We start from the raw sequence: 14,108 nt of genomic DNA, 5'->3' as shown, positions 1-14,108 counted from the left end.
GAATAATATTGCGCCATTGCGGCAACCAGATGGGTTACGGCTGGTCGCAATCGAGGGGACCAGCAGGGGCGATGCAGCCGGAGGGTCAGGTTGGCAGTCCAAAGCACCGTAGCGCCAAAATATCGTCCAGCGTGACACTGGATCCAAACATCAGATAAGACCAGACCGGTCGAGTGGCGAAGACGAGCGCAGCGCCAAAAGCGACCCAGATCACTGCCGTTCGGAGCTCACGAAATACCTCAGCCATGCCGCCGGATCCAGATAAAGGTTCCCGCGGCGACCATCGTTCCGCCCGCTGCGAGAAAGCCGAGATCCCAGAGCAGCCAATAACCGCGAGCGACCGTTTCGTTGACGTGGTGGAGCCCCAGAATCTGATGGTCGACGATCCCCTCGACAAGATTGAAGCCCCCAAAGCCGATAAGCATCAGAGCCGCGAGCTCCGCCGTCGACCAGCGGAAGTGACTAACCCTGCCCGACCTCCAGAGAATGAATAGCCCGGCAAGGACCAGGACATAGGTTGCCGAATGAAAAACCCCATCCCACAGCGTGTTGAGCTCGAGATTTGCGATAGTGTTGATCGGATACCAGGAGCTTATCATGTGATGCCACTGAAGCAATTGATGCAGCACGATTCCGTCGAAAAAGCCCCCGAGCCCAATTCCAAGCAGCAAGCCCGCAGATAGCGGGACGCCACTTCTGACGTTGCGTCTGATTATTGTCATGCGAGAACTTTCGCTGCGGCTGCAGCCTCTACAAACGCGCTTCGCGCGAGCGCGGGGCTACCGTGCCGAGACACTGCATTCATGCAGTGGCGCTTGGCAGCGAGATATTCAGAGTTATTCCCGGTAGGCCATCGGTGGAGCAGTGCAGAAAGCGCTGCATCAGGCCCACCGATCCGTTCGCGCATCCCGCTGCCTATTCTTATAAAGACCGGTGACGGCCAGATAACGTGAAAGTCGACGTCGATAACATTTTCCATTGAGGGCCTCCTGCTTCCCATAACAATAAGCGTATCGCAGGGTTCCACTGGCCTTGGCTGTGTGCGCTAGCGAACCTTCGCTGGGCGTCTGGAACTTCTAGCCGAGGCTGTGGTTGTGACCCGCTCTGCCCTGGAAGGGCAACTTCAACATTTTCGGTGGGCTGCAACCACCCTCGCCCGGAGGCTTCACGATGAAAAGACTGGCTCTCAGCCTAGTTGTCTGCCTGATCACGCTTCCAGTACGCGCCGGCGACGGGGAGGGCGCGAAGCAGGATTTCGCGCAAAAAGCCGCGGTGTCGAACATATTCGAGATCGAGGCCGCGAAAATCGAAATCTCCCAAGGGCGAGCGGTCGCCGCTAAGCAATTCGCTCAGGATATGCTGCGGGACCATGGCCGCGCCGCAGGGTTGCTATCAGCGGCTGCCAGAAACGATGGCGTCACCGTTTCACAGTCGCTCGATGCCCAACATCAGCAGAAGATCGACGCTCATAAAAACAGCGATCCCGCAAATCTTGACCAAGCTTACCTGTCGACACAGGTAACCGCGCATCAGCAGGCATACGAGCTGTTTGTGGCCTATGCGAAAGAGGGTCCGGATGGCCCATTGAAAAACGCGGCTGTGAAGATGTTACCCGACCTCCACATGCACCTGACCCGTGTCCAGGGCATTTCTAACAAATAGCCGACAGCCTATCGCCCACGCCGCTGCCAAAATCGCTCGCAATAGGATGGCTATGCCAATCTTCTGCGGAAACGATAATGTGAACGTCGCTTCTGTCGCCGGGGCAAACGCCTTCTATTTTAGCCGCCGTGGCCAGCCTGCAGCTTGCTAGCGCAACCTCTGCACTCGTCGCACTCGGAGCCGCCTTGGCTATCGCCCGTCCTAAAGAAAAGATCGCTCTTCTTCTCGACATCGAAGACATCGCCTTGAACAAAGCCCGCTGACGATTGGAGATCAGCTTCGTTCATCACTCGTACGCCAGTTCCCCCTTTCAACATTGCCACATCGATAGGGCCGCCCACATTTCATCTGTAAATCCCCGGGACGCGGGAACTCTTGCACTCTGGGAATGTTCGGGCCCCGTCGCCCGGCACGTCCTCACCGGCACGTCCTCACTTGCAAAGCCTTCTGTCTCCTGGTCGTGTTGGGCGAGACCTGTCCAATAGTCCTGAGCAAGCGCCAAAAAAAGCGGAACAACATCGCCGCACGCAGGTTAAATTTGCGAGGCATCTGGGCCTCTTCAAACAATGGAGACTATGTCATGGCAAATCAGGGCGGCTCGCACGAGCAGCACGTAAAGGCAGGCCAGCAGAGCCACAAGAATTCTGGCTCGAAGCAGGCTTCTTCGAGCAAGACTTCCGAGGCTTCTTCTTCTGCCAAAAGCGCCTCCTCTGGCAAGCAGGGCGGCTCGCACGAGCAGCAAGTCAAGGCTGGCCAGCAGAGCCATAAGAACAGCCACTGATAACAGCTTGTTCTACGACGAGGAGGCCGCCACGGCGGCCTCTTTCTTTTTTATGCTCGCCTTTTGCGCCATTCCTTCCACCTGACGGTTGCGCAAGTCGCCAGCTATGAAGCCCGTTCTTACCCCCGAGTTTCGGCTGCTGAATTTGCGCTATCAACGACCAATCGTCTATTTGGCGTTTTCGATGTGGAAAGATGCGCCGCGACGAATTTCCTTGCAGGGTCACCCGATCGCAGGTCCGATGGTCATGGTGTGAACACAGCAGTCGTTGAGTGACCGCCGCTATACTCCGCCCAGGCAGAAAAGTTCTCACTGATCAAACCATAGGTCAAAGCTTCCGACGGAATCTCGTGCGTCTAGTCGCTGGAACCGCATATCGAGCAAGCCGTGACGACAGACGCGGGAATGGCCCTTCCACTTTCCGTGCCACTGGCAGCATGAAGGTATTATGCCGGCCCGATTGAACCCAGCCGTGAACGTTGTTGGTCCTCCGGGCCTAGCGGCGCACACTTCCACGCTTGGGAAACAACGAGGGCTTCGGCCGTTTAGTCGGCAGACAATCGCTCACGATCCATAATGACCGCCACCAGCTCCGCGTCGTCAACCAGCTCGACGGTCGGGTCCACATTCTAAGGAAAAGCCTCGCCAAGAGACGGCGAGGCTTTCTCGCTGGTTGCTTGAGTTGAAACAGGGGAACGCTAAGGGAGCAACGTTCCAGCTACCAACGAGAGCGGCAATCGACGCAGCCATCTTAAGGTCGTGCTTTACATCCGGGCAAACAACGTTATGAACACGCCACGAACGGATGCGAAGGTTGGTCCTATGGGCGGCGTGGTTATTGCGGTCGCCTGCGACCACCAACATCGATTTTCAAAGATGCTTGTACCAAGGATAACTATGTTGCAAGGCTTGGGCGTTGAAGGCGACGCCCATCTTGGCGTCACTATCAAACATCGCTACCGCGTGAGGACCGATCCAAGCCAGCCGAACCTTCGTCAGGTGCATTTGATCCAAGCGGAACTTCTGGACGAACTGGCCAGCAGTGGCTTTGCCGTCGCTCCGGGCGACCTCGGCGAAAATGTCACCACCCGCGGGGTCGACCTCCTTGCACTTCCTCGCGGGACGATCCTCAAGCTCGGCGCAGACGCGGTATTGCATGTAACCGGCCTTCGCAATCCATGCTCCCAGATCGAAAAGTTTCGCTCCGGTCTTCTCAAGGCGGTTCTGCTAAAAGCGCCGAGCGGCGAAGTCGTCAGGAAGACTGGTGTGATGGCCGTTGTTTTGGCGGGTGGCGTTGTCGTTCCCGGTGATCCTGTCGTGGTCGAACTCCCCCAACCTCCACTTTTTGGGCTCGAGGCTGTGTAAGATTTCGTGCACTGCGGATACGCCGCCCCTAGAAATTCCGGCAAGAGCCTGCAGATAACGCTGATGATCCATTTTACCGCTGACACGCATTTCGGCGACCCGCGCGTTTTGCGCCTCGATCGGCGACCGTTTTCAAGTACAGCCGAGCATGACGCGGCGCTTGTTCGCAGCTGGAATGAAACCGTTGGCCCCAGCGACGAGGTCTGGCACCTGGGAGACGTCATGTCGGCAAACGCGGGTGATTGCACAGTGCTTCTGTCAAAGCTGCATGGGCGCAAGCACCTGATCATCGGCAACAATGACCCGCCGACGACGACCAGTTCTTCCGCATGGGAAAGTGTGCAACACTACGCTGAAATCAGGCATGATGGGCATCACCTGGTCCTATGCCACTACGCTTTCAGGACATGGAACCACATGGGCAGGAAGTCGATCAATCTACATGGCCATTCGCACGGCAGGCTGACACCCTATCCCCGCCAATTCGACGTCGGCGTCGATGCGCGCGGCCTGCGTCCCGTGACACTCGCGAGCATCTTGGGGCAGTAAGCCGTCACTTCCGGCGGCGTGGCATTCGCTGAAGATCAGCGCCTGCCAACTTTTATGGCTCTCAAGAATTTCCCTCGGGTTTTGATTGGCCTTGCCAACCTGCCCCGGGCCCGAACATTCCTACAAGAAGATACACACCAGATCCAGACGGACACAAAGGCGATACACCAGCGTGCGATCTGTCGCCGCGATCACCTTTGAGGAATTCAACATGCTTCAGCTCGCGCAATTGGCCGTTCTGGCCGCTTTCGTCGTTTTGTTTGCCGCCTTAAGCCTAGCGGCCTCACCGATGATTTTCATCGCTCACCATCGAATGCCTGTGATGATGGCCGGTATTGCGGCGATGGTCTGTCTAACTTTGCTCACCGCGATCCTGCTTGCGGCATCGTCGGACCTGGACCGGGTCCGCAAAGCGAGAAATTCAGCTTAGAAGCCGCTGGGCGGAGCTTGATCTCCAATGCCATGGAACCACAACTGAGCTTCCACGTCAGCCTCCAATGGCGGTTCGGTTCCGGCCCTTCCGTTCACCGCAGATGTCCGGTCCAGGCGATTATCTGGTCCGCCGGCATCAAGACAGTCTGTTTTCAGCTAGGAATGAGCAACGCAGTAGCAATGGTCAATGTTCTCGAGAGCGTGGAGGGAACAATCTTTGGATCAGGAGGTTCTAACTCGCAGGCAGCACTCGATTCTCCCATCGGGCAACCGCTCTCCGCGGAGGCTGCGACAGCATGCAAACCCCCGGTCTCCTCCCTCCCGGACCGGGGGTTTTCATGTGGGCGCTCTTCGATTTCATCTGTTGTGACCAGGCTAAACGCTCGCGGCTCGACGCTGTCCTGCTGAGCAGAGTTCAGTCAAATCCTTGAGGCGCTGGCGCTGTCGGGAGAAGCCCCTTAGAACTGGAAGCGCAGCGCTCCTTCTTGTGAAGACTGGCGCCGCCCGTCAGGGACCAAATCTCCAAGTCTGCAATCTGATACAAGCTGGCGCGTCACCGTGGTGCGACATCCGAAGGTGCTGTCTGCAATTGCAATATCTTCCGACCGCTCGCCGGAACGACGAGCGTTGCGACGGCTATCAGTCGAGACACGTTTCGGCCGCCATGGCACGGAGCCTTGTAAACAGCGCTTATCGACGCTGTCTGAGCCCGGTCATCCTTTTATCCTCCCCGACATAGGCCATCGCCCAACCACCGGTCCATCTTGGACGAAGATCAGAACAGGCGCAGTTGGATCCTCGCTCCTCCGACCCAATCCGCTGATGGCCTGTTCGTGATGCAGCGTCGCGATAATTGCCGGACGGAACTGGAACCATTCACGTGCCTCCAAGTTTCCATCGCGCCATTGCTCTGGGGTTTGACATGACAGCTTCTCATAACAGTAAAGACGTGCTTGCCGGCGACTGGACGCGTCTTGGTGCAACCGTTGACAAGGACGGCGTAAATTTTTCGATTTTCAGCGCTCATGCAGAGCGCGTCGAGCTTTGCCTGTTTGACGAGAGCGGCAAGGTCGAGACCAACCGGATCACGCTGCCGGAGTTTACCAACGAAATCTGGCATGGCTATGTTCCTGGCCTCAAAGCCGGGTCGCTCTACGGGTACCGGGTTTACGGACCATATGATCCCGAAAACGGGCATCGCTTCAATCCAAACAAGTTGCTGGTCGATCCCTACGCTCGCGAACTCGTCGGGGACATCCGGTGGGGGCAGGAGCAATTTGCCTACCAGATGGACAGCGAGGACAAGGATCTGTCGTATGACGAGAGCGACAGCGCAGCAGCGATGCCGAAGTGCCGCGTCATCGACACTTCCGCCGCAGAGTGGAAGCATGCGAAACAGCCCCAGATCCCCTGGTCGAAAACGATATTTTATGAAACTCATGTGAAAGGCTTCACCAAGCTCCACCCCGCGGTTCCCGAAGAGCTGCGTGGGACTTACGAGGGCCTCGGACACAAGAAGATCGTCGAGTATATCCGCAGTCTGGGCGTCACGTCCGTCGAGCTTCTTCCGGTCCACTGGTTTCCAGACGATGCGCATCTTCTCGACAAGGGGCTAAGAAATTACTGGGGCTACAACTCACTCGGGTTTTTCGCCCTCGCCTCACGCTATTACGGCCCCCGCGGCATGGCCGGCTTTAGGGACATGATCCGTGCGTTTCATGATAACGGCATCGAGGTTATTCTGGATGTCGTCTACAACCACACCGCTGAAGGCAATGAACTTGGGCCGACGCTGTCGTTCAAAGGCATCGATAATTTCTCCTACTATCGGACGATGCCCGGAGAGCCTCGCTATTATATCAACGACACAGGCACGGGAAATACGGTCAATACGTCGCACCCTCGCGTCCTCCAGTTGATCACCGACAGCCTACGGTACTGGTCGGACGAAATGCACGTTGATGGCTTCCGCTTTGATTTAGGCACAATTCTCGGTCGCGAACCGGAAGGCTTCGACCAGCGCGGCGGCTTTTTCGACGCGGTAGGCCAGGACCCGGTACTGTCTAAGGCGAAGCTCATTGGTGAGCCATGGGATATCGGCCCAGGCGGATATCAGGTCGGCGGCTTCCCACCGGGCTGGGCCGAGTGGAACGACAAGTATCGTGACACAGTACGCGACTACTGGAAGGATACAGACGGCACGACGAGCGACTTCGCCGCACGCATGCTCGGCTCCGGGGACGTCTACGATCTTCGTGGTCGCAGGCCATGGGCTGGCGTCAACTTCCTGACAGCGCACGACGGCTTTACCTTGAACGACCTTGTATCGTACGCGCAGAAGCACAACGAGGACAACGGCGAAGACAATAATGACGGCCACAGCGACAATCGCAGCGACAACTACGGTGTCGAAGGTCCGACCGACGATGAAAACATCAATGTCATACGTGAGCGCCAAAAGCGCAACTTCCTCGCCACACTCTTCCTTTCCCACGGCACTCCAATGCTTCTTGCCGGAGACGAGTTTGGCCGCAGCCAGATGGGAAACAACAACGGCTACTGCCAGGACAGCGAGCTCAGCTGGATTCACTGGGATGATTTGCCCGATACCGCCAATCAGCTTCGCGAGTTCGTTACCAGGCTGATCAAACTCCGCAACGACAACCCGATCTTGCGGCGAGAAAGCTGGCGTGACGGCATGACAGTCGCCTGGCTGAATCCAGGCGGGGGTGAACAGACCGAAGAGCAATGGGCCGATGCCGGAAGCACGACAATCGGCTTGCGATTGGCGTGCGACAGCCAAGCGTGCGAGGGCTTGACTGACGTCATCATTCTGTTCAATCCCCATGATGGTGACATAGAGTTTTCTCTCCCAGATAGCCCTGGCGGCGGCTGGGCTGTCGAATTGGCGACTGACGAGCCCGATCGGAGCGACGAAGACATTGGGGATGCGCAAACCTACGTTCTCGCACCGCGCAGTCTGGTGGTGTTGTCGCCACGCGCCTAGTGCGCCGCGCGTTGCTCCGTAAGCCTGGATCGTGCATCCAGCAGTCCGCTGGGATGCGTATAATCGTTGGGTTCCGGAAAGGAACTTTGGCTTGGCATGGGACGTCCAAAAGGAGAAGGCGATGCAGGTAAAAGACGTGATGACACGGCAGGTGGTAACGGCCGCTCCCGCTTCGAGCATCAGGGAGGTCGCGAGGCTTATGTCGGAGATCGATTCCGGGGTTATCCCGGTCGTCGACGGAGAAGTGCTCGGTGTCGTGACGGACCGCGACATCGTCATTCGAGGCGTTGCCGAGGGGATCGGATATGATGAGGCGGTATCGTCGATCATGACCGAAGGCGTGGAAAGCTGCCTCGAAGGAGACAATCTGCGAGAGGCGGCGGATCGGATGTCCGAATTGCAAATGCGCCGGCTTCTGGTCTTCGATGATGACGGGAAAATCGTCGGCATTTTGTCTCTGGGCGACGTTGCGGGCATCAACGAAGAACTTGCCGGCGTTGCCCTGGAGGAGATCAGTGACGACGTTTCCGCTCGGTAGGTCAGGAGTGCGTGACGTCGGCTGGCGTCCTGCACCTTCCACACGGGCTGCCTGTTGATGCGTGGTCTGATAGGGGCAGCGCAGTTGCGCCCTGTCATTGGCTCGACCGCCTCCAGAATGCCTGCTCGGACCTATGCAAAATTCAGTCCTCGGCCCATTCATCCAACCGGCTGACCGCTGTCCTTGGCCTTTGCGGCTCTGCAGCCACGGCTGCCGCAATCTTCCCAGCCTCTCGATCGGCACTTCTGAAATAGCTGACAAGGCCTGGCGTCATCCCCGAAAACCACAAACCCGGAACACTTGATGACACATTGTCGGAACCGAGGATTGGATTACCTTTGGCATCCAGTACGGAAAGATCGCCAAGAGTACATCCCAGTCGTGGGCCGTAGCCGGTCGCTGCGATGAGAATGTCTGGCTCGACAATGTCGCCGCCGGCCAGATAAACCGTGCCGCCAACTACGCGGTCGACCTCGCGGACGACCGCAATCCGGCCCGCCTTTATCGCGCCCATTGCTCCGTCGTCGACAGGGATGGCAATGTGATCGCATCTGAGCCGGGTCGCTGCTCCCCGACCGGGCTTCGGAAAGCCGAAACTTTGAATGTTTCCGAAAGCGAGCCGCTGAGTGAAACCGATCGCAAGGTCGGCAAACGCTGATGGCAACATGTCCATGAGCGGGGACAGTCGATGCACAGCGATACCCCTCAAGCGCTTGGGAAGAACCGCTGACCCCGATCTAACGGAGAGCCAAACTTCTTCAGTATCAACCCGGCAAAGATGGTTCAGGATGTCAAATCCTGAGTTTCCCCCTCCCACAACGAGGACGCGTTTTCCCGCATATTGCTTCACGTCGCCAAAGTCGCTCGCGTGGATGCGTTGGCCGGTGAAGGTTTCAACACCACGAATTTGTGGCCATCGTGGATCGTGGTCCCTCCCTGTTGCAATAACTACATGCTCGGCAAAGACAGGACCGGTGCTGGATGTGATCACGAAGCAAGAGCCGGCCTTGCTGATCCCAGTGACATCTACGTTAAAGCGTATTGGGAACGTATGGCGCTGCGCGAAACTCTCGAGATGGCGCACAACGTCATCTCGCCTCAGAAACGCTGGCGTTCCAATTTGATATTGCAGACCCGGCAAGTGTGACACGCTCCGGTGAGTATTGAGGGTCAACTGCTGGTGGCGCGCAGACCAGGAGGCGCCGATCTTGCCGCCTTTGTCCAAGATAAGACTTTTAATTCCCAACCTTTTAAGGTGATAGGCAACCGTCAGTCCTGCCAAGCCGGCACCGACGATAACGACTCGTTCTACATTCGCTTGCGCTTCCATCCGACAACCATGACTAAAACAGAATACGGGCGCAACGCCGCCCGCTGACGATTGTACGGTATCGGACGAAGGATGCTTTCGCGTTTGGTAACGACTCTCAACTGTGCGCAAGGTGCGTGACCACCAGGGGAACGCAATGCCGAACATCCGCAGGGTCTTCGATGATCTACTCGACCGACGCGTATCTCATATCCCGGACGTTCGATTTTCCGCGAGCCAGAAGCTGGAGCTCTGTCGTAGGCACGGTGACTTCGCCCTCGCCTACTCGACCGCCGTTCAGCGGGACCTGAAACACTTCGGGGACGACGAGGGATATGTCGCCTATGCGACCAAGATGGGCCACACGTTCGCCCTGGGCGATCCCGTTGCACCAAAGAGTGAGCACGAACGATATGTACGAGACTTTGTTCAAGCGGCCGGAAATCCTTGTTTCGTCCAAGTCGGGCCGCAAACGGCGGGGGTTCTGTCAACGATGGGATATCGCGTCAATCACATGGGGATCGATACACATTTGACCTTCGATACCCACAGTTTCAGCGGCAAACGGAACGAAACGGTCCGCTATTCCGAGAGATGGCTGATCAAGCAAGGCTACACGATCGCCGAGTGTGACGGCACCAGGACCCAGGCCGACCAGATCAAGACCGTTTCGGAAAGCTGGCGTGCTGGGCGGATCGTCAGCCGGAGGGAAATGCGCTTCCTGAATCGACCCTTCTTTCCGGAACTATCACCGCATTTGCGTCGCTTTGTGATCCTGAGCCCACAAGGCGATCCAGTTGCAATCCTCGATTTCGATCCGATGTTTGAAGACGGCGTGGTGACAGGCTACACGGCAGCTTTCAAGCGAAAGCTCGAGGGAACGACACCACATGCCGAGGTCGGGCTGACAAAATTTGCTGCTGACCGTTTCCGCGAAGAGGGACGCGCGCGCATTACCCTTGGCCTATCGCCGCTTGCAGCGATCGCCGCGAGCGGGTTTGCCGAGAGCCGCCTCTGGCGCACCTTGTTCGAGAAGGCCTTCCTGTCTGAAAAGGTCAACACTCATATATTCAACTTGCGTGGTCAGGCGGCGTTCAAGCGCCGGTTTCATGGGGAAGAAGTTCCCACCTACATTGCGTTCAAGAGGCCGACCCCGATAGAGATGATCGCGTTACTCCGCCTGCTCAAAACGCTTTAGTCGTGTCACTCCGCGATGAACATGTGCGATGAGCCGACCGCGACGTGCGATCCCCAGACCGAACCGGTTCAAACCGCTCATCGGATTATCTTCGAATGTCATCCCTGCAATGTCGAATCGAGGCTTATGCGCCTCCCCCTGAAGGTTCGGCGTTCAGGGCGCAACAAGCCAGCACTGCCCGGGTTCGCAAGCCTGCCCCGGCCAGTCAATGTATCACGCCAGTTCTGAACGCAGCAGCCACCAGCGCCGTGTCTTTGTAGACGCAGAACGTGTCCTTCAGTCGATCGATATGCGTGCGCACGGTGTAGACCGATATCCCCAGGATGTCTGCAATTTCCTGGGCGCTCTTGCCATCGCACATCAATGTCAGCACTTCTCGCTCACGCGGGGACAGATGGTATTCCATAAGATCGATATGGTGACTCTTTCGCGCGGTTCACCCTCTGGTCAAAGCTTTTTTGCGAAACAGCAGGCCGTGAGAACATTCCCATGACAGACCACCCTCGGTCGGCATCAAAACCACCCTCTCCGCCAGAACCATAATAGCGGCAGTATGGCACTCAAGGCGATGACCGCCCAGGCAAATGGGTAACCCCAAGTCCAGCCAAGTTCAGGCATGAACTTGAAGTTCATCCCCCATATGCCTGCCATCAGGGTGGGCGGGACGCCCACCACCGATGCGATGGTCAATACCTTGAATATGTCGTTCTGCTCGATGGTGATGAAGCCAAGAACGGCGTCGAGCAGAAACTGTGTCTTGTCAGAAAGATGGGTCTCATAGTCACTCAAAGAAGCGACGTCTTTGGTAACGGCGTGGAGCTGGTCACGGAATTCGTCCGACAGCATGTCATGACACACATCGAGTGTGAACGACGCCATCCTCCCGACACCGAGGAGAACATCTCTCGCTTTCGATGATCGGTCGCCCAGCCTGCCAACTTTCGAAAGCGCCAGGCGCAAGGTGAAATTGGCGTTTCGAGAGGACGTAGATCCCCTGAGGTTGCCTTTGAAGACCGAACGGGACACGTGGTCGACTGCAGTGGCCAGATGCTCAAGGGCATCTGCACCACGATCGACCATCGCCTCAAGCAGCGCGACAAAAACTCCCATTCCACTGGACAGGCTTTCATCATGTTTGATGCGATCGGCCACCGCGTCGAAAGCGGGCAAGGCTTCGAAGCGTACGGTCACGAGAAAGTCAGGACCGACGATAAACCCAGCTGGCGACAGTTCAGCATGCTCGATGCTGGCGTGGGCAACGACAGGCGCGCTGAGATAGAGCCGGTTACCTTGTTTGGAGAGCCTGCTGGACGCCTCGATTTCGCTCAGCGCTTCCTTTGTCGGAACACGCACCTTCGCCCGATGTTGGACAAACGCTATTTCCTTTTCGTCGGGATCGATCAGGTCCATCCAGATTACCCGACCAGGCAATGTGTCTTGAGGTTGGCCAGCCCTGACAGTTCCGTCAATGTCACGATAGATTTTTAGCACTCTCGGTTCCTCAAAATTCCAGCATATCGTGATATGACAGGCATCCCTTTTGCGGCCAGGTGCCATATCGTCGCTCGTGGGTGCTTTGCCCGGTCGTCTGAGTGACCCGTTGCCGAATGTTCGACCGGATGCCTCACCGTTCCTCTCCCCTCAACTTGAAGTCCAGGAGATCATAGCAAGCGCATAATTCCTCTGTCTGGACGGGTCCCGCCATGCGGCCCGTGGCGACCGAAACGAGTGCTAAAGCAGGCGTGGCTGGATTGGCGGCTCTTTTACCGTGGAGGATTTGTCTTCCCGCCGGGCCAATTCCATTTCGGCAGTAAACCGGATGTCGGCGTCTCGATCCTTGAGGAATCCCTGAAGGAGTTGCAAATCGACTTGGCTCCAAGCCTTGCCGCGTTCGGATCCTGCGGGGACGCGGGGCAACAGGCCCGGTTGAGCGCTCCATGCCAGCAACTGCTCGAGTGAAGCTTCATTCAGCATGTCACGCAGATGATGAGCTGTCACATATGCATCTGGCATCGCGCGGTGGGCGGGCAGACCGATCTCGTGCACAAGCCCAACCGGCATGCGCTGGTAACGCAGCATCTGGTTCGAGAACCGCGGCAGATGCGGCCATAGCCTCAGGGCGCACTTCCATGTGCAGATCCACGGCGCCCCTGCGCAAAGCCGGGGCGTGCAATAGCGTCGTTCGAAGGCGGCGCGATGTGCAGCAAGTGCCGCGACTGGTTGCCGCGGCTGAAGGACGGAAGCTGCGGCCTGCTTCCACAGAGGCGCGCCGATCACGTCTCGGTCGAGGATGTGATGGATCGCCATTGTTTCCGGCGATATGGGACGACCTGGGTCAATCAGGAACGAGCCGCGTTCGGCATCCAGCCCCCAGCGTCCGTCTGGCGCCTGGACGACGTCCTGCCAGCCGATCTCGCATACATCGTTGGGGCCGTTTCCCGCGGTCTCCAGGTCAATGACCCGAACTCTCGCTGCCTCGGCCACCTGCTCACCTCTCGCAATTTCCGACGCGTCGACATTAGTCCTGCCCACCCTGCTCGCGATCCAGCAGCTAGGCGGCTTCAGAGTGGCTTCAGCTTTTGACCTGCGAATCTAGCGGTCCTGGTTTTCTGCGCAGTTGTTCGGGAACCAATTTCTCGCGAGCGAGCAACGGTCCCCGTACAAGCTGGAGCGGATACCGAACGACCCGACGGCCTAGCGGCACCGCGCCTCGTACTTGCGGCCATACTGATCACGATAGATGCAATAGCCTCTATGTTCGGTCGAACGGCCGATCAAAGCGCCTGCGACGCCACCGGCAACTGCACCAACCGCGGCTCCTCCCCAGCTATTCGTGACGGCTCCGCCGATGACGGCACCCGTTCCCGCGCCAATTGCGGTCCCCTTCTCGGTGGCTGTGCAAGCCGTCAACATCGGCAAGGTCGCGGTGAAAGCCAAAACAAGTGATAGGTTTTTGAACATGACGAGTTTCCTTGGTTGTCCGCAGCCCCACGACGCGAGGCGTTTGGTCTCCCTCAAACCGCACCAGTCAGGTTTTGTTCCGTCCGCGTCGTCGCATCGGACCAAGGTCCGACCTCTGCCTACCGCAGGCATTGTTTCGATGCGCGCCTTCGCAGAGATCGATTCGATCATGAGTGAAGTCGCCGCAACGGGTTTGTCTCGACGTCAACGCACCCGCGCGCGCCAATTAAGGGCGAAACGCCGATGTCGGTATTCTTGGAGATCTCGCCAAACACCCTGCGCCATTTGATTCTCGCTTATCGTGCG

Annotated in this window: 15 protein-coding genes; 8 read left to right on the top strand and 7 right to left on the bottom strand. The window is 57.6% G+C overall.

What is annotated here, in order from left to right:
- Nucleotides 1-239 precede the first annotated feature (239 nt).
- Both ABIE40_RS30550 and ABIE40_RS30545 read right to left on the bottom strand, forming a co-directional pair.
- The gene (locus ABIE40_RS30550; RefSeq protein WP_199629717.1) at nt 240-722 is read right to left on the bottom strand and encodes a DUF2243 domain-containing protein; all 483 of its coding nucleotides are present in this window, start codon (nt 720-722) and stop codon (nt 240-242) included.
- The gene (locus tag ABIE40_RS30545; RefSeq protein WP_112715772.1) at nt 719-979 is read right to left on the bottom strand and encodes a DUF982 domain-containing protein; all 261 of its coding nucleotides are present in this window, start codon (nt 977-979) and stop codon (nt 719-721) included. The genes ABIE40_RS30550 and ABIE40_RS30545 overlap by 4 nt, the downstream gene beginning before the upstream one ends.
- Before the next feature lie 191 nt (nt 980-1,170).
- Here ABIE40_RS30545 and ABIE40_RS30540 point away from each other — a divergent pair, with 191 nt between their 5' ends.
- The 7 genes from ABIE40_RS30540 (at nt 1,171) to ABIE40_RS30510 (ending at nt 8,334) form a co-directional block, all read left to right on the top strand.
- Nucleotides 1,171-1,662: a DUF4142 domain-containing protein gene (locus ABIE40_RS30540; protein ID WP_199629718.1), complete on the top strand. Its 492-nt coding sequence runs from the start codon at nt 1,171-1,173 to the stop codon at nt 1,660-1,662.
- Between the two features lie 580 nt (nt 1,663-2,242).
- Nucleotides 2,243-2,443 (top strand): hypothetical protein, encoded by a 201-nt coding sequence (locus tag ABIE40_RS30535; RefSeq protein WP_199629719.1) that lies wholly within the window; start codon nt 2,243-2,245, stop codon nt 2,441-2,443.
- Nucleotides 2,444-3,265: 822 nt separating this feature from the next.
- Complete coding sequence (locus ABIE40_RS30530) at nt 3,266-3,808, top strand: MOSC domain-containing protein (protein WP_199629720.1); 543 nt, start codon at nt 3,266-3,268, stop codon at nt 3,806-3,808.
- A gap of 63 nt (nt 3,809-3,871) precedes the next feature.
- The gene (locus tag ABIE40_RS30525) at nt 3,872-4,357 is read left to right on the top strand and encodes a metallophosphoesterase family protein (protein ID WP_199629721.1); all 486 of its coding nucleotides are present in this window, start codon (nt 3,872-3,874) and stop codon (nt 4,355-4,357) included.
- 211 nt (nt 4,358-4,568) lie between these two features.
- Nucleotides 4,569-4,787 (top strand): hypothetical protein, encoded by a 219-nt coding sequence (locus tag ABIE40_RS30520; protein WP_199629722.1) that lies wholly within the window; start codon nt 4,569-4,571, stop codon nt 4,785-4,787.
- A 924-nt stretch (nt 4,788-5,711) separates the two neighbouring features.
- Complete coding sequence (gene glgX, locus ABIE40_RS30515; protein WP_112719042.1) at nt 5,712-7,796, top strand: glycogen debranching protein GlgX; 2,085 nt, start codon at nt 5,712-5,714, stop codon at nt 7,794-7,796.
- Nucleotides 7,797-7,917: 121 nt separating this feature from the next.
- Nucleotides 7,918-8,334, top strand: coding sequence for a CBS domain-containing protein (locus ABIE40_RS30510; protein ID WP_112718973.1), 417 nt, complete (start codon nt 7,918-7,920; stop codon nt 8,332-8,334).
- A 142-nt stretch (nt 8,335-8,476) separates the two neighbouring features.
- Here ABIE40_RS30510 and ABIE40_RS30505 read toward each other — a convergent pair whose 3' ends face one another.
- Nucleotides 8,477-9,664: a flavin-containing monooxygenase gene (locus ABIE40_RS30505; RefSeq protein WP_199629723.1), complete on the bottom strand. Its 1,188-nt coding sequence runs from the start codon at nt 9,662-9,664 to the stop codon at nt 8,477-8,479.
- Nucleotides 9,665-9,800: 136 nt separating this feature from the next.
- On the opposite strand from ABIE40_RS30505, the gene ABIE40_RS30500 reads away from it, so the two are divergent.
- Entirely contained in the window at nt 9,801-10,841 is a 1,041-nt protein-coding gene (locus ABIE40_RS30500) for a phosphatidylglycerol lysyltransferase domain-containing protein (RefSeq protein ID WP_199629724.1), read from the top strand.
- 205 nt (nt 10,842-11,046) lie between these two features.
- Here the strand turns inward: ABIE40_RS30500 and ABIE40_RS30495 are convergent, their stop codons facing one another.
- From ABIE40_RS30495 to ABIE40_RS30480, 4 genes are all read right to left on the bottom strand, one after another.
- Complete coding sequence (locus tag ABIE40_RS30495) at nt 11,047-11,247, bottom strand: response regulator transcription factor (protein ID WP_112718976.1); 201 nt, start codon at nt 11,245-11,247, stop codon at nt 11,047-11,049.
- 107 nt (nt 11,248-11,354) lie between these two features.
- On the bottom strand, nt 11,355-12,332 hold the full coding sequence (locus ABIE40_RS30490; protein WP_199629725.1) for a magnesium transporter CorA family protein: 978 nt from the start codon (nt 12,330-12,332) through the stop codon (nt 11,355-11,357).
- Between the two features lie 240 nt (nt 12,333-12,572).
- Nucleotides 12,573-13,325 (bottom strand): DNA polymerase III subunit epsilon, encoded by a 753-nt coding sequence (locus ABIE40_RS30485; protein WP_354541250.1) that lies wholly within the window; start codon nt 13,323-13,325, stop codon nt 12,573-12,575.
- Between the two features lie 210 nt (nt 13,326-13,535).
- A complete protein-coding gene (locus ABIE40_RS30480) occupies nt 13,536-13,802 on the bottom strand; it encodes a YMGG-like glycine zipper-containing protein (protein ID WP_246777681.1) in 267 nt (88 codons plus the stop codon).
- Between the last annotated feature and the right edge of the window lie 306 nt (nt 13,803-14,108).

Source organism: Rhizobium sp. OAE497 (genome assembly GCF_040546565.1).
Taxonomy (GTDB): Bacteria; Pseudomonadota; Alphaproteobacteria; order Rhizobiales; family Rhizobiaceae; genus Rhizobium.
Note: the sequence above shows the minus strand (reverse complement) of the source record. Positions and strands in the feature narration are given on the sequence as shown.

What these genes read in the sequence shown, in the direction of transcription:
- ABIE40_RS30550 (WP_199629717.1), bottom strand. Translation starts at nt 722, where the DNA reads ATGACAATAATCAGACGCAACGTCAGAAGTGGCGTCCCGCTATCTGCG.
- ABIE40_RS30545 (WP_112715772.1), bottom strand. Translation starts at nt 979, where the DNA reads ATGGAAAATGTTATCGACGTCGACTTTCACGTTATCTGGCCGTCACCG.
- ABIE40_RS30540 (WP_199629718.1), top strand. Translation starts at nt 1,171, where the DNA reads ATGAAAAGACTGGCTCTCAGCCTAGTTGTCTGCCTGATCACGCTTCCA.
- ABIE40_RS30535 (WP_199629719.1), top strand. Translation starts at nt 2,243, where the DNA reads ATGGCAAATCAGGGCGGCTCGCACGAGCAGCACGTAAAGGCAGGCCAG.
- ABIE40_RS30530 (WP_199629720.1), top strand. Translation starts at nt 3,266, where the DNA reads ATGGGCGGCGTGGTTATTGCGGTCGCCTGCGACCACCAACATCGATTT.
- ABIE40_RS30525 (WP_199629721.1), top strand. Translation starts at nt 3,872, where the DNA reads ATGATCCATTTTACCGCTGACACGCATTTCGGCGACCCGCGCGTTTTG.
- ABIE40_RS30520 (WP_199629722.1), top strand. Translation starts at nt 4,569, where the DNA reads ATGCTTCAGCTCGCGCAATTGGCCGTTCTGGCCGCTTTCGTCGTTTTG.
- glgX (WP_112719042.1), top strand. Translation starts at nt 5,712, where the DNA reads ATGACAGCTTCTCATAACAGTAAAGACGTGCTTGCCGGCGACTGGACG.
- ABIE40_RS30510 (WP_112718973.1), top strand. Translation starts at nt 7,918, where the DNA reads ATGCAGGTAAAAGACGTGATGACACGGCAGGTGGTAACGGCCGCTCCC.
- ABIE40_RS30505 (WP_199629723.1), bottom strand. Translation starts at nt 9,664, where the DNA reads ATGGAAGCGCAAGCGAATGTAGAACGAGTCGTTATCGTCGGTGCCGGC.
- ABIE40_RS30500 (WP_199629724.1), top strand. Translation starts at nt 9,801, where the DNA reads ATGCCGAACATCCGCAGGGTCTTCGATGATCTACTCGACCGACGCGTA.
- ABIE40_RS30495 (WP_112718976.1), bottom strand. Translation starts at nt 11,247, where the DNA reads ATGGAATACCATCTGTCCCCGCGTGAGCGAGAAGTGCTGACATTGATG.
- ABIE40_RS30480 (WP_246777681.1), bottom strand. Translation starts at nt 13,802, where the DNA reads ATGTTCAAAAACCTATCACTTGTTTTGGCTTTCACCGCGACCTTGCCG.